This is a genomic window from Paenibacillus sp. PAMC21692, assembly GCF_014303795.1.
In the GTDB taxonomy this organism is placed as follows: domain Bacteria; phylum Bacillota; class Bacilli; order Paenibacillales; family Paenibacillaceae; genus Pristimantibacillus; species Pristimantibacillus agaridevorans.
The window spans coordinates 3,596,136-3,609,470 of record NZ_CP060293.1 but is presented as its reverse complement, the minus strand read 5'-3'; the positions used below and the strand labels follow the sequence as shown (position 1 = coordinate 3,609,470).

General features: G+C 52.2%; 13 protein-coding genes. 4 read left to right on the top strand and 9 right to left on the bottom strand.

Annotation, left to right across the window (positions count from 1 at the left end):
• Positions 1–101 precede the first annotated feature (101 nt).
• From H7F31_RS14220 to H7F31_RS14190, 7 genes are all read right to left on the bottom strand, one after another.
• Entirely contained in the window at positions 102–1,355 is a 1,254-nt protein-coding gene (locus tag H7F31_RS14220; protein ID WP_187104713.1) for an ABC transporter permease, read from the bottom strand.
• A complete protein-coding gene (locus H7F31_RS14215; protein ID WP_187105351.1) occupies positions 1,355–2,104 on the bottom strand; it encodes an ABC transporter ATP-binding protein in 750 nt (249 codons plus the stop codon). The genes H7F31_RS14220 and H7F31_RS14215 overlap by 1 nt, the downstream gene beginning before the upstream one ends.
• A 169-nt stretch (positions 2,105–2,273) precedes the next feature.
• Complete coding sequence (locus H7F31_RS14210; protein ID WP_187104712.1) at positions 2,274–3,581, bottom strand: S-layer homology domain-containing protein; 1,308 nt, start codon at positions 3,579–3,581, stop codon at positions 2,274–2,276.
• Positions 3,582–4,539: 958 nt separating this feature from the next.
• Positions 4,540–6,099 (bottom strand): DEAD/DEAH box helicase, encoded by a 1,560-nt coding sequence (locus tag H7F31_RS14205; protein WP_187104711.1) that lies wholly within the window; start codon positions 6,097–6,099, stop codon positions 4,540–4,542.
• A gap of 28 nt (positions 6,100–6,127) precedes the next feature.
• Complete coding sequence (locus tag H7F31_RS14200; protein ID WP_187104710.1) at positions 6,128–6,901, bottom strand: SDR family NAD(P)-dependent oxidoreductase; 774 nt, start codon at positions 6,899–6,901, stop codon at positions 6,128–6,130.
• Positions 6,902–7,020: 119 nt separating this feature from the next.
• The gene (locus H7F31_RS14195) at positions 7,021–7,482 is read right to left on the bottom strand and encodes a chemotaxis protein CheX (RefSeq protein ID WP_187104709.1); all 462 of its coding nucleotides are present in this window, start codon (positions 7,480–7,482) and stop codon (positions 7,021–7,023) included.
• Positions 7,483–7,634: 152 nt separating this feature from the next.
• Positions 7,635–8,633 carry an HRDC domain-containing protein gene (locus H7F31_RS14190; protein ID WP_187104708.1) on the bottom strand — a complete coding sequence of 333 codons (999 nt, stop codon included), beginning with the start codon at positions 8,631–8,633 and terminating at the stop codon, positions 7,635–7,637.
• Between the two features lie 365 nt (positions 8,634–8,998).
• On the opposite strand from H7F31_RS14190, the gene H7F31_RS14185 reads away from it, so the two are divergent.
• Positions 8,999–9,295, top strand: coding sequence for a DUF3055 domain-containing protein (locus H7F31_RS14185; RefSeq protein ID WP_187104707.1), 297 nt, complete (start codon positions 8,999–9,001; stop codon positions 9,293–9,295).
• Between the two features lie 56 nt (positions 9,296–9,351).
• Positions 9,352–9,630, top strand: coding sequence for a hypothetical protein (locus H7F31_RS14180; RefSeq protein ID WP_187104706.1), 279 nt, complete (start codon positions 9,352–9,354; stop codon positions 9,628–9,630).
• A gap of 72 nt (positions 9,631–9,702) precedes the next feature.
• Here H7F31_RS14180 and H7F31_RS14175 read toward each other — a convergent pair whose 3' ends face one another.
• Positions 9,703–10,491 (bottom strand): metallophosphoesterase, encoded by a 789-nt coding sequence (locus H7F31_RS14175; protein WP_261800418.1) that lies wholly within the window; start codon positions 10,489–10,491, stop codon positions 9,703–9,705.
• Positions 10,492–10,502: 11 nt separating this feature from the next.
• Positions 10,503–10,841 (bottom strand): PqqD family peptide modification chaperone, encoded by a 339-nt coding sequence (locus H7F31_RS14170; RefSeq protein WP_187104705.1) that lies wholly within the window; start codon positions 10,839–10,841, stop codon positions 10,503–10,505.
• Positions 10,842–11,145: 304 nt separating this feature from the next.
• On the opposite strand from H7F31_RS14170, the gene H7F31_RS14165 reads away from it, so the two are divergent.
• On the top strand, positions 11,146–13,086 hold the full coding sequence (locus H7F31_RS14165; protein ID WP_187104704.1) for an asparagine synthase-related protein: 1,941 nt from the start codon (positions 11,146–11,148) through the stop codon (positions 13,084–13,086).
• 43 nt (positions 13,087–13,129) lie between these two features.
• Positions 13,130–13,276 (top strand): paeninodin family lasso peptide, encoded by a 147-nt coding sequence (locus tag H7F31_RS14160; RefSeq protein ID WP_187104703.1) that lies wholly within the window; start codon positions 13,130–13,132, stop codon positions 13,274–13,276.
• The last annotated feature ends 59 nt before the right edge of the window (positions 13,277–13,335 follow it).

Below are 13,335 nucleotides of genomic sequence, written 5' to 3'. Positions count from 1 at the left end.
GCTTGCGATCGCAAGCGGATCTTTTACAGATGGCGGTTCCGTAGGGAACTGGCGGGGTTGCGGGCCAAGTCTGTGAATGGTTGTTCGAGTTTTTTTGTTCGTTAATCCTCCTCCGCCTCAAGCAGGAGCTTTCTCCGCATGCGCGCCGGACGGATCGCAAGAACATAGATCAACATCGCTGCGGCAATGGCGATCGGCGCAACGTAATAACCGCCGATAAGCAGCGGCAGCGACGCGGGCAACCACAGGATGGAGAGTCCCGTCAGCAATGCTGCCCTATCCAATCTGGCGAATTGCTCTCGCTGGCCTTCCAAAGGGAGCGGATAAATGTTTTTCCAAACCGTGTAACGGTTCACATAACGCAGACCTCCAAGCTGTAGCGTCATAACGAATGCGAAGATGGCATAGGAGATCGCAGCGCCCCATCCTTCCAGCGTCGCGGCGTCTGCAGCCCAATAGGATACCAGTCCGCCAAGCAGCAATAGACGGATCAGGATGCCTCCGATCTCCGTGCGTATAAGCGATGCCGCGTACAAATACACATATGCATGGTTCTGCCCGTAGCGGATCCGCGGCAATAGCCAGGACAGATAAGGCCTGCGGGCGATGCTCGCAGAGACGACAGGGACATCGATAAACATGCCGAAGGCCGAATAATACCGCTTCCGCGTCCTTTCTTCCTCCCGGATGAGCCGTTCCCATGGGAAACGCTGATTGCGCGGCAGACGATATGCGACAGCGAGCAGCGCCATGCAAATAAACATAAACAAGGCTGCCTGCCATTCCGGATAGACGAGCCAGGCTCCGATGACGCCTGCCGTCAGCAGCCAACGGCCAAGCCGAAAGAAAATCCGGGCAGCCCCCCATGACATTCGCCGTTCACGCCAAGCCCCGTAATGTCCGGCTCCTTTCAAGAGCAGCAGAGCCACGGCCAACAGCCAGACATCGTTCCCGCCGCCTCCGCGCTGGTAGACCGGCACATAAAGCAAAAATACGGCCGCGGACAGAATACTGCTCCAGATGACCGAATAGCGCAAGGATCGATTTAGATATACATTCATCTCATGCTCTCTCGGCATCAAATAAACAACATCCGCCGGGGCAAGCCAAGTTCGAAGAGGACTCCAGCAGAGTACGGGCGTCAGGAAGACGACGCCAACTTCTATTAAGGGGAAGTCTGGCGGCACGTCCCGAATCAGACCAAAATATCCGATGGCAGAAGCAATGAACAATAAAGATAGGAAAGCGGGAAAGCCGCTCTGCGCCATATAACGCAAATAAGGAAAAATCTCCTTGCGGAACGCGCGGGCACGTTCGCTCCAAGTCATCGCAAGCCGGGCTCCAGCCTCCGCCATCAGCTCTCCCCTCCTGCAACGAGCCGGTAGAACGCATCCTCCAGCGACCCCGTCCCTTCTTGAAAGCCCGCAGCGGACCGAATATTCTCCAGCTTGCCTTGTGCGGCGATACGTCCCTGATGCATGACGATAAAGGAATCGCAATAGGCTTCCACCGTGGACAGAATATGCGAGCTCATCAAAATGGCAGCCCCGCTGCGCTTTACCTCAACCAGTCTATCCAACAGCGACCGAATGCCAAGCGGGTCCAGTCCCAAAAAGGGTTCGTCGATAATATACAAAGGCGGCGAAGCCAGCAGCGCGCTCATGATCATCACCTTCTGCCGCATTCCCTTGGAGAGATGAGCGGCGAATGCACGGCGCTTCGGCACCATCTGGAACTCGATAAGCAGCTCCTCGGCGCGTGTCTCATAGTCTTGTCCGGGCACGCCGTAAGCCATCCCGGCGAGTCGGAGATGTTCCTCCACCGTCAGTTCGTCGAACAGCACCGGGGATTCCGGCACGTATGCGAACGCCGATCGATATTTCTCGGGATGCTGCGCCAGCCTCACGCCCGCTACCTCCACCTCGCCCTGCTGCGGAGTAAGCAGCCCCAGAATATGTTTGATCGTCGTGCTTTTGCCCGCTCCGTTGAGACCGATCAGCCCCACCATCTCGCCCGGCCTGATGTCGAATTCAATTTCATGAAGCACCGGCCTCTTTGGACTATACCCGCCGGTCAAGCCGCTTACTTGCAACACTTTGTCCATTTTGTTCATAACATCGAGCATCCTCTCCACGGCTTTCCTTAATTACCCTGCATGGTTACTATCTATCAGCATACCGAAGTTGGAGGCAAATTTCAAAAATAGAAAAGAGGCTGCCCGATGGGACAGCCTCAGCTTATGACCGGCGTATTGCCGGACAATGATTGCATTATTATTTGATCGTTATCGTTTTGACGGTGCCGTTTTCGCCTTTGACTTCGACCAGTTGGCCGATCTTCAGCTTGGTGGCGTCGCCTACGACGGATACGTTGGCATCCACGTTATAGATGAGCGTAGTCGTCGAATTGTTGGACTCCGTGCGAGTAACCGTAATCGTAGCCAGCTTCGCCTGAGCGTTGAAATTCAGCGTGTTGATGACGCCAAGCTCCGTAAACGCCGTAGATACCGGCGCCTTCTCCGTAACTTCGATAAACACGACCTTGTTCTGGTAAGTACGGATGAACAGCTTGTCTCCGGCTTTCAGATCGGCGATCGTCGCTTTCTTGTCATCGCGGAAGATAAAGACCGTAGGATCAACGGCAAGCGCCAATTCGGTATTATCGGATTGAACGATCGTCAGAGCACCATTGGCTGCAGACTTCAGCGTACCTTGAATGGCGCGTGCGTCGTGATCCGGCATCTCGTTGTCTGTACGGTCGAGCAGCGCCGCCAGCTCGGCGCGCGTCACGGGCTGGTTCGGACGGAACGTCTTATTGCCATGTTTGTCCTCATAACCCGTAATGATGCCCTTCTGCAAGGCAAGCGCTACGTAGCCGACAGAGCCTGCCGGAATTTCCTTCGCGTCCTTGAAATCCAGCTTCGTGTTGTTCAGAGCTTTCGCTTCTTCCTCCAGCTTAAGCGATTTGATCAACAAGATCGTCGACCATAACCGTGTAGCGTTTTGCTCCGGTTTAATCTCTGTCTCGGTTTCGGCGAACAAGTCATTTTCCAGTGCTACGGAAACGTAACCGACTGCCCAAGGATATTTTTTCTTCAGCTTGTCCGCATCCTTGAAGTTCAGCTCCGTACCCATTTCCTCTGCGGATTCCGCTTGCGCGCGCAGCCCCATCAGCCTGACGGCAGCCGTCAGCGTCTCAATGCGGGAGATATGCTGCTTCGGCTTGAACGTGCCATCCTCGTAACCCGTGAACACGCCTTTCGCCGCGAGACGCATAATGTATTCGAGCGCCCACTCCAGCTGGTCTTCATCCTCGAAGTTCCACTTGACTTTATATTTGTTGTCGTTGTCACCCCAGCCTTTGTTTTTGTCCCACTTGTCATCGTCGTCGTCTTCGTCTTTGTCATCGTCCCTGTCGTATTTGTTATTCTTGTCGTGCTGATCCCAGTTTTTGCCTTTTCCGTTATTCTTGCCATTATCATAATCGTTCGATTGCGCGAATGCGGACGTCGCGCCGCTTGCCAGCATCAGCACCGCAGTTGCGGTAACCGCCGTCTTTTTCCATAAAGTCTTTTTCGTCATAATAGCCACTCTCCTTTAAACGTTAGCGGGACATGCCGCTTTATTCCTTCGCCCATACCTTTCGCATGGGGAAGTCCGTTTAAGGGGGGTGGCTATTAAAAATAATTTTATGTCGGGTATGCTGGGCAGCCTGCTTTGTGACCAAAAACGGTCTTTGGGGACAATCTCCATACGCATTTTAAAGCCACTTTTCACTACATTTTCGCACCTGCGATTCGCATCCGTTTGATTAGACGACGCATTATTTAGTTCAAGAAAACAAAAGAGCAAAATCACCCAAACGGGTGATTTTTCGAAAACCAAAATGTCCAGTCACAGACAGCCTAACGGACAGAAAGAGGCTGTCGATTCATTGTGTGCAAAACCGGAAATGAAGCTGCAATCAATCGCCGGCAACCTGTTTACGGAAATGAGGGCCCTTATATGGAACGTTTGGCGTGATAATAAAATCTAACGGAACTCTGCGACGTTATTCGTGAGAAATCCAGGCAAATCGCGAGCTTTTGCCCATCATAAGGGCTGTCAGTTCCATTAGATTTGCGAAGTGCCGCTTTTTGCCGAAATAACGCCTTTCATTTCCGTTACGGTTGCTCCCGTTCATTTCTTTCTGGACACTCGCCCGCAATTTCACCTTTGCACAATTAATAGACAGCCTCAGAAATGTCGTTATTGTTCGCTTTTATTGGTTTTCGAAAATTTAACGGACATAGTCGACCTTATTGGCATCATCATCGTGCATATTGGCTCCATTATGACCCAAAGTGTACTTTCTGTCCGTTAGATTTGTTTGAGGTTAAAAAACGGACAAATAGCGTCGCTGGTGTCTGTTAGATTCATTGAAGCATACTTTTAGGCTTCATTCGGCGAATCAGCACCAGTTCGGCTCATTGATGCATACTTTTATGCTTCATTTTGCTTACCCTACCGAAAGCAATATAGAGGCGGGTGCCAAATTTTTTTATTGTTTTTTCGCCGAATCCCGTTTCTCTTTTAACCACTTCGGAGCGCCTTTATTTTTGCCTTCGCGTTTCTTCTGCTCCTTGGCTTGAGCCTTCGTGACAGGCTTGGCAGCAGGCTTCGCAGCCGGATTCATCGCAGATTTCTCCGCTCTATTTCCGGGGGATTGAGTCCTGCTTGGTGCCGGCTTGGAACCCGTCCGCGAACTTGCGGACTCGCGGCTTGAACCTCCAGGCCGATCGGACCGCCCGCCCGCTTCGGAGCGTCCCGATTGTTTACCTGCGGCAGCCGAGATTGCCGCACGGCTGCCGCTGCCGCTGACGTTGCCCCGCTCTCCCGCCTGCTCGGCCGGCTCGCTTCCCGCGCTGCCCTGCTTGCTCCCGTTCCGGAGCGATCTTGGTCGAGTCGCTTCACGAAGCTGCTCATCGGACAGCAGCTTGCCCCTGTACATCGATCGCTCCGAGAGATCGATCCCCAGCGACTTGCGGAACTTCTCCATGATGAACAACTCCTGCGGCGTCACGATCGTAATGACCGTCCCCCGCTTGCCCATTCTTCCCGTACGTCCTGCACGATGCACATAATGATCCGCATCCACGGCGGGATCCAGCTGCAGCACAAGCGGAAGTCCCTCGATGTCGAGCCCCCTCGCGGCGACGTCCGTTGCCAGCAGCAACTGGCATGTTCCTTCCCGGAACCTGGCCAGCGTTGCCGCGCGGCGCTGCTTGTCGGAGTCGCCATACAATGTTTCTACGGCGAATCCTTCGTATTTCAGCTTGGATTCCCAGTTCCCGATCTCATTTGTATCATTTAGGAACAGCAGCGCGGAAGCTGGATTAAGCAGCCGGATAAGACGCCGCGTTGTGTCTGTTTTATCTCGACGGTCGCTCACGACGTACAAGTTCTCGATTGTCGACGATACGCGATGCTCCATCGCGAGCTGGAAGCGGACAGGCTCCTTCATCCAGCGCCCCTCGTATCTGGCCATCTCCTCCGGATACGTGGCAGAGAAAAATGCAATCTGACGATTCTTGCCCATGGCAAACAGCACCGTCTCCAGATCCTTCTCGGAGCCCAGCTGAAAGGATTGATCCGCTTCGTCAACAACGGCGAGACGGATCTCATTCAGCTTCAGCTTTTTGTTCTTCAGCAGCTCGTGAATACGTCCCGGAGTTCCGATGACAAGCTGGGGACGCAACTTAAGCTTCTCCACCTGGCGCTTCATCGCGGCTCCTCCAATAAGCTGTTGAACGCGAATGCCCAGCGGCTCAGCATACACTTCCGCTACGCGGACGATCTGCATCGCCAGTTCCTGAGTCGGCGAGATGACGATGCCTTGAATATGGCCCAGTTCCGCATCGATTCGCTGCAACATCGGAAGCAGGAACGCCAGCGTCTTGCCCGTTCCCGTCTGCGAGCGGGCAGATACATCCCTCCCCTGAAGCAGGGCCGGAATCGTATCCGCCTGCACGTCAGTAGGCGCCGCCAGTCCGCGTTCCGCCAACAGCTTTGCCAGCTTTTCGTTTAAGCCAAGTTCTACCCATGTTTTGCTATTTTCCATTTCTTGTTAGCCCCTCTTGTAGCTTCCTTTATTTTCGATTAAGCAGTCCGCCGAACAGCCGATCCGCGACCCGCGGCATTAATCCATATAGTTTGATTCCAACCGAAGCGGCATGCGGCAGGTCCAGCTCCGCCTTTCGTCTCTCCATGACACGGACGATTGCCTTGGCCACATAAGACGGCTTCATCATGAACCAGCCAATATTTTTAGTATAGGAGCCGGATGGATCGGCAATAGCAAAAAATTCCGTGTCGATAGGTCCCGGATTCACGGCCGACACGACAATCCCTTCGCTCCGCAGCTCCATCCGCAGCGAATTTGTAAAGCCAAGCAAGGCATGTTTCGTCGCGGTGTAGCTCGTCGACTTCGCCGATCCGATCTTGCCCGCCATGGAAGCGATATTAACGATATGTCCTCCGCCCTGCTTGCGCATGTGAGGAAGCACGGCTTTTGTGCAGCGCACAACGCCCATATAATTCGTATCCATCATCGATTCGAAGCTTTCCACGGACATATCCTCGAATCTCTCGAATTGACCATAGCCGGCGTTGTTCAGCAGAATATCAATTCTACCGTATTGACGGATGACTTTCTCTACTACATCCTCTACTTGCTTCATATCGGTCACATCCATGACGAAGTAAGAGCTCTGGCCTCCGATTGCCCCAGCCGTCCTGGCCAACCTGGCTTCATTGCGCCCTGTCAGTACAGGAATGCCTCCTCTGCGTGCGATCAAGCCGGCAGTAAGGGCCCCGATACCGCTGGATGCTCCCGATATAAGCACGATTTTCCCCTTCAGCATCTCTTATCACCACTCCGAATGGGTTGCATTCACTTTTTAGAACAACCTCTATTATCCATAAGTTTACTTCACTCTCACCCCGGAAGCAAAAAAAAGCTCCCTCGGGAGCTTTCTTGCGATTATGAAGCGATGAGGACTTGAATGTCCAGCTCGCCGATTCCTTCCATGATTAGCGGAATCGTCAGTGCCTGCTTGGCGTTAAAGCCGGCTGCCTGTGCGGAATGGATGACCTTTGGCGGCGTAATGTCAACCTTAACACCCTGATTGTACAACATCGTACTGGCGTTGCCGCTGATCATGTTGCCCAGCTCGGAGATTGCGCTGCGGGATATCTCGTCAAGCTCAGCAATCACGAAGCCCCCCATCATAGCCGACACCATCTTGAGTGCTACCTGTTCGCTTAGTCCGAATACAATATCGCCCTTCATCTGCCCATTGAGACCGATCTGAATCCAGATATAATTCTCAACAAACTTAATGTCCTTGAGACCTAGCTGTCCTGTCGCAGGCCGAATTTGCACGACTTGCTCGATTACGATTTTTGCAGATTCAAGAAACGGGTTTATATACTCTGCCTTCATAACAGGGAAGCGCTCCTTTTTTCTCGACAAAATTCGCAATTTGTCTTTTTGAGACTTATTATACTCGAATCACTAGGACAAGTATACTATTAAATGGCGATACGCTCCTTAAGACCTAAGCCCGTTGGTCCTGCACTGTGAGGTTGATTATTTCATACAGCCTTGCTGCCGGCTTGTCGGCGATAACGAATTCGCATCAGACGAAGACGTTCGTAGAGCTGCTCGACCTGACGGCCGGACTTCCCTTCCTCCTGCTGTCCGTATACTTGCTCAAGCACGGGCTTAAGATAACGGTCGCCCATTGAAGACATCGCTTCCCAAATCATCTGCCTCTCTGATTCAGGCACTTCGCTAAGCTCGCGTTCCACAAACGGCTCGACATCGTACCCTTCCGCCTCCAATCCTTCGATTCGAATGAGCAGCTCCCGCCTGGACAGCGACAATTGTTCTTCCAACTGGCTTAGTTGTCCGCCTTGCTGAAGAACGCCCAATATTTGTTTCTTCTCTTGCTGGTGGTCCATCAGCAGCTTATATTTATTTTCCTTCTGCTTGCATTGCCATGTGGCGAACACGTCAGGATCCAGCCGTTCCGCCACCCAATCAAGAGGGAAGGTCGTCGTGCGCGAAGCGCCCGCTGTAACGGCTAACACATCTGCGCCGTATGCGGCATGCTTGACCTGGCCCCAGCCCGGAATTTGACGCAGCTCCTCGTCCGATTGAGGCACGAATGCGCTGATCATCCACAGCATCCGGTTTGTCGCCACAAGGTAGGCGGACTTCTTCTCCGCCCCCGCCGCCTTTCTGCGCCATTCGCGAAGGCTTTGGAACAGTTCCTGGTCGGCATGCAGCTCTCCATAACATTGCAGCATCGTCAAGTAGCCGCCGTTACCCGCGCGAGGACTCTCCAGCATGCCGTCAATAATGGGCATAAAACCAGCTCCCATCATCCGGGCGATGCCAAGCCGGAAAGCAATCATCATCTCTTCCCATGACGTGCCCTCGAACCAGACCGCCATCCGTTCCCCTTCTTCAGCATCCTCCCTCCATTCGACGGACCACCTGCCCTGATCCTCCCCAATGAACAGCCTTGCGCTTTCGATCCCCGCATCCCCCGCCGATTTCTCGAATGTGTTCATGAATACGATTTGCATACGTCACTCACCTTTCACCTCATCATTGGTAGCGAATAACGACAACGTACCGTGGAGAACAAGGTGAAACGGCTACGCCGTCCTTTGGCGGCGCGGCGCGTTTCATTCCGAGAAATATAGAGAAAGTATGGCGAAATCATATACTTTCCTATATTTGAACAAAAAAAGCACCTCTTCCGCCATTATGGCAAAAGAGGTGCTTCCTCGTTATCACACAGTCCGTTCGTCTATTCGATTGGTTACATGCTACCATATCATCAAGAGATTTACAAGCAGATTTTGAACAACCTCTATAAATTCGTACTGCCGGCTTTCCGAGGAGTAGGGTATAATGACTACCAGCATCCATTAACGGAGGGATTTTTATGCAGCTGCCCAATTATGATTTTTTGTCGGATTCCATGGAGGATACGTCTACCAGATTCGTCACTTTTATTACGCCCGGCCTAAAGCGGTTCGACCTCGCCATCTTGTCGACCAATCGCTTCTATGGCAAGAAGCTTGTAACGGATCTGCAGTTCGGCAAAACGGCCATCATCGGTCCGGACGATCTCGAAGAGGAAGGTTATTTGGAACATGTCTTCAATCTGACGGAGGAAGAAGCCGATGAGCTGAGGCAATTTTTATATTTTGTCGTTGGCACGGTGAATTTTACCGATTAATCGGGGTACGTTATTAATGTACAACCATGACTTTTTATTCAGGGAGGAAACAGCCAGTGTTTCACGGTGATTATGACGACCGCGATTATCACGATGAGCTATTGACCGAACAATCTCATGAAAATGATCTGTTCGCGGAGGAGTTTCCCGAAGGACCCTACGGCTCGGACTTGCTTAGAGAATCCCTTGGCAAAAGCTCGCCTTGGCGGATGGGGCAGCATAAACAGAGCGCTTACGGCTATGAGAACAAGTCGCTGCACAAGGATCTGCCGCGGGAGTATCCCGGCGAGGACGATTATCGGGCTGGCGTTCCCGAGGTGCATGACGAGCCGTAAGCCCTTTACGTTTTTAAAGAGCGCCCGTAATGGCAGCCGGCATAAGCCGGCTGCCATTACGGGCGCCGTTTTTCAAAGTTCGTGAACCGTCACCTCGCTCCGCACCATAAACCTTGCGTTTACGCCGGCTTGACCGATTCCCTTCGAAATAAAATAAGCTCCTTGTTCGCTTCTATGAAGGCCTCGGTAGATGCCCCGCTGAGACAACGGACCCTTCGGCTTCAACTTAAAGAAATAAGGAATATTGAACTGCTTGCCATGGAAATGTCCTGCCATCAAATAATCATAATTTTGCCGAATTTTTAATACGACATTAGGGTCATGGGTAATGACGATCGCGGGTTTGCTCCGCTCAATGTTCAGGAACGCCTCCGATATTCGGCTATGCCCCGTACTGTAATTGTCAATGCCAATCAATGTAAACTCGGGAAGCGACACGCTGCCGTTCCTTAATATCGCAATGCCTTGCTCCCGGAACAGAGTCAACATCTCCCGAGGGCGCGGCTGCTGGTAATCATGATTGCCGAGCACGGCATAGACAGGGACCCCGGCCGCAGTAATGGCTTTCAAATATAGAGCCAGCCTGGGCAAATACTCCCGTCTGTATGTATAATCACCGGTAAGCACGATATAATCCGGCTTCTCCGCCCGGACGACGGCTTCCAGCTTATCAGGTCCAATTCGAAGCATATCGACGTGAAGATCGCTGATCTGCAAAAAACGTTTTCCCAGGCCAATTGGATGAGCGACGCGTTCGATTTTGAGCCATTGCGTCGGCATAATCAATAATAAGTAGAAGAGCGCCGACATGCCAATTAAGGCAATCAGCACGATTATAAGATCACTCAGCCGCTTGAGCACCTCCCTGCGTCCTAGAAGGATAGGCCGAATTGAATCAAGCGCTCCCCGGACAGCTTAGCGAGAAAGCCGAATACTTCGGACTCGCATGTCGTTCGATCAATATCATACTCAATCAGAAGCGCGTTGACAACTTCGCCGACCGTGACCGATTCCCTTAAGAGTCCCCAGATGCGGCTCCCCGTTTCGTTAAAGTAAAAAGCCAGGCTCCGATCCGGCCACAACACGGACAAAGCTCCTTCGGCGTTCCCTCCCTCGACGCACCTCCCGCTTTCCAGCCTTACAATAGGCAGGAACGAGGAAAGCGAGAACGCGGGTTCTCCCTGCATAAACAATTCCGAAGCTGTATGCAATGCAAGCACCTCTATTTCCATTCGTTCTTTATAAAGAACAACCGTAAAAATTTTATCATTCGATCTTCCAGACTGTCAATGCCCTTCTCGGTTCCAAGATTTCCCCTTAAAATCTGCATGGAACTGTTGACAACGAATAACGTTGATGATAACCTTATCTCGAGTTCTCAATAAAGAACAAAACGTGCTTTATACGATTTTCAGAACGAATTAATTTGAAATAAACAATTGATATATCCTTATATTTACGGGATGTTCACTTATTCGTCTGACTGTTCTATAACAAGAACAACATGGAGGCCTTATGAGCGCAATCAGTAGCATTTGCAGTTTGAACGGGCAGCCCTTGGCTGTTGAATACGGTCCTCGCGTGATGGATGGCTTCGCGAAATTTCCGGCCGATTATGTCGGCATGTGGCAGCAAAATGACGTCTTCCTTGGCTGCCACGGCCAATGGATTACTCCGGAATCGCTGTCGGAGCGGCTTCCATCTTGGGATGAAGCATCCGGCCTCGCCATTACGGCCGACGCAATTATTGATAACCGCACGGAATTGTTTGATCTTCTGCATATTCCTGCTTCGGATCGGGCTGCCATGACAGACAGCCGCCTGTTGCTGCTTGCTTATGAGAAGTGGGGCAACGAAAGTCCCGAGCACCTTGTTGGCGATTTCGCGTTTATGATCTGGGATGCCAGAAAACGCACTTTGTTCGGCGCGCGCGACTTCTCCGGCAATCGTACGCTTTATTACACGACCACGGGTGAATTCGCGGCATTTAGCACGACGATTGCGCCGCTGCTGTCGCTGCCTGGCGTAGAGCGCGGACTTAACGAACTATGGTTATCCGAGTTTCTGGCAATTCCGATCACGACCGAGGCGGTCGATGTCTCTTCAACCGTATATAAAACGATTAGACAACTGCCCCCCGCCCACAGTTTCACGCTTCGCGAAGGACATCTCTCCTTTAGCAGGTATTGTACGATTGCTCCCATGGAGAAAATCAAGCTGCGCTCCAACGGCGAATACGAAGAAGCGTTCCGGGATGTATTCCGAAAGGCCGTCTCTTCCAGAATTCGCACATATCGCGAGGTAGGCGCCAATCTGAGCGGCGGTCTGGACTCGGGTTCGGTCGTCAGCTTCGCTGCCCGCGAACTCCGGACGCAGAACAAGCTCCTCCATACGTTTAGTTACGTGCCGGTCGACAGCTTTGCCGACTGGACGCCGCGAAGCCGGGTTGCTAACGAAAAAGAGCATATTCAAGACACCGTTCAATACGTCGGCAATATCCATGACCAATATTTTGATTTTGCGGAGCATAACCCGCTTTCGGAAATCGACGATTGGTTGGATTTAATGGAGACGCCTTACAAGTTTTATGAGAACTCCTATTGGATGAAGGGGATATATAAAAAGGCAAGCGAAGCCGGAGCCGGCGTTTTGTTGACGGGCAGCCGCGGCAACTGGACCATCTCGTGGGGACCCGCCCAGGATTATCAGGCCGCCCTGCTGCGCAAGTTCAAGCTTTGGACCTTGTATCGGGAATTCAATCAATACAGTGTCAATATAAACGCGAACCGCATCAGGCTCCGAAACACGATTGGCCGCAAGGCGTTCCCCGCTCTTGCCCGGTTGATGTCCGCTTATCGAAACGAACCTGTTCTGCCGGAACTGATTCATCCCGAATTCGCAAGGCGCACGAAAGTATACGAGAGGCTTGAGGAATACGGCTACGATTTCTGGGGCGATCCTTCTCAGAATGTCTACGATGTCAGGAGAAAACATTTCGAGAAACTGTACTCCTGGACAATTACCGGCACGGCCGGCTGCAAGCAGTCGCTGAGCCATTCGATGTGGGAGCGGGACGCCTCCAATGATCTGCGCGTCATCCGATTCTGCTTGTCCGTTCCGGAAAATCAATATGTGCAAAACGGCTACGGGCGGTCTTTGATCCGAAGGGCAACGCAAGGCTATTTGCCAGATACGATCCGGCTCAATCAACGTGTGCGCGGCATTCAAGGCGCAGACGGTCTACACCGAATGACGCCTCGCTGGAATGAGCTTCTCCATGAATTCAGGGAAACGATCGACGATCCGGACATATCCGAATTGCTCAACCGCGAATCTCTGGGCAAAGCTCTTGCCTCCGTCGGCAACGTACCCAGGCCGGAAATCGTGTTCGATACGGAATTCCGTATTCTGATGAGGGCGCTTATCTTCCGTCGCTTTCTTAAGCGCAACGCATAGCGCCCGAGAACGAACACTACTGCGCTTGAAAGGAGGTGATCTCATGAATCAAGCTAAGAAAACCTGGCAACAGCCTCAATTGGAAGTTTTGAACGTCAATATGACGATGGCAGGACCAGGCATTGCCAAACCGGATGCCTATCAACCGGACCCGGATGCGACCGAACATGACGTTGTTAACTACAGCTAATGATCGCAGTGCCAGGGATTCATGCTTCCACACTTGACGGGCTGTCCTTGTATGTCAAT

What these genes read in the sequence shown, in the direction of transcription:
- H7F31_RS14165 (WP_187104704.1), top strand. Translation starts at nt 11,146, where the DNA reads ATGAGCGCAATCAGTAGCATTTGCAGTTTGAACGGGCAGCCCTTGGCT.
- H7F31_RS14200 (WP_187104710.1), bottom strand. Translation starts at nt 6,901, where the DNA reads ATGCTGAAGGGGAAAATCGTGCTTATATCGGGAGCATCCAGCGGTATC.
- H7F31_RS14215 (WP_187105351.1), bottom strand. Translation starts at nt 2,104, where the DNA reads ATGGACAAAGTGTTGCAAGTAAGCGGCTTGACCGGCGGGTATAGTCCA.
- H7F31_RS14220 (WP_187104713.1), bottom strand. Translation starts at nt 1,355, where the DNA reads ATGGCGGAGGCTGGAGCCCGGCTTGCGATGACTTGGAGCGAACGTGCC.
- H7F31_RS14190 (WP_187104708.1), bottom strand. Translation starts at nt 8,633, where the DNA reads ATGCAAATCGTATTCATGAACACATTCGAGAAATCGGCGGGGGATGCG.
- H7F31_RS14210 (WP_187104712.1), bottom strand. Translation starts at nt 3,581, where the DNA reads ATGACGAAAAAGACTTTATGGAAAAAGACGGCGGTTACCGCAACTGCG.
- H7F31_RS14185 (WP_187104707.1), top strand. Translation starts at nt 8,999, where the DNA reads ATGCAGCTGCCCAATTATGATTTTTTGTCGGATTCCATGGAGGATACG.
- H7F31_RS14205 (WP_187104711.1), bottom strand. Translation starts at nt 6,099, where the DNA reads ATGGAAAATAGCAAAACATGGGTAGAACTTGGCTTAAACGAAAAGCTG.
- H7F31_RS14160 (WP_187104703.1), top strand. Translation starts at nt 13,130, where the DNA reads ATGAATCAAGCTAAGAAAACCTGGCAACAGCCTCAATTGGAAGTTTTG.
- H7F31_RS14195 (WP_187104709.1), bottom strand. Translation starts at nt 7,482, where the DNA reads ATGAAGGCAGAGTATATAAACCCGTTTCTTGAATCTGCAAAAATCGTA.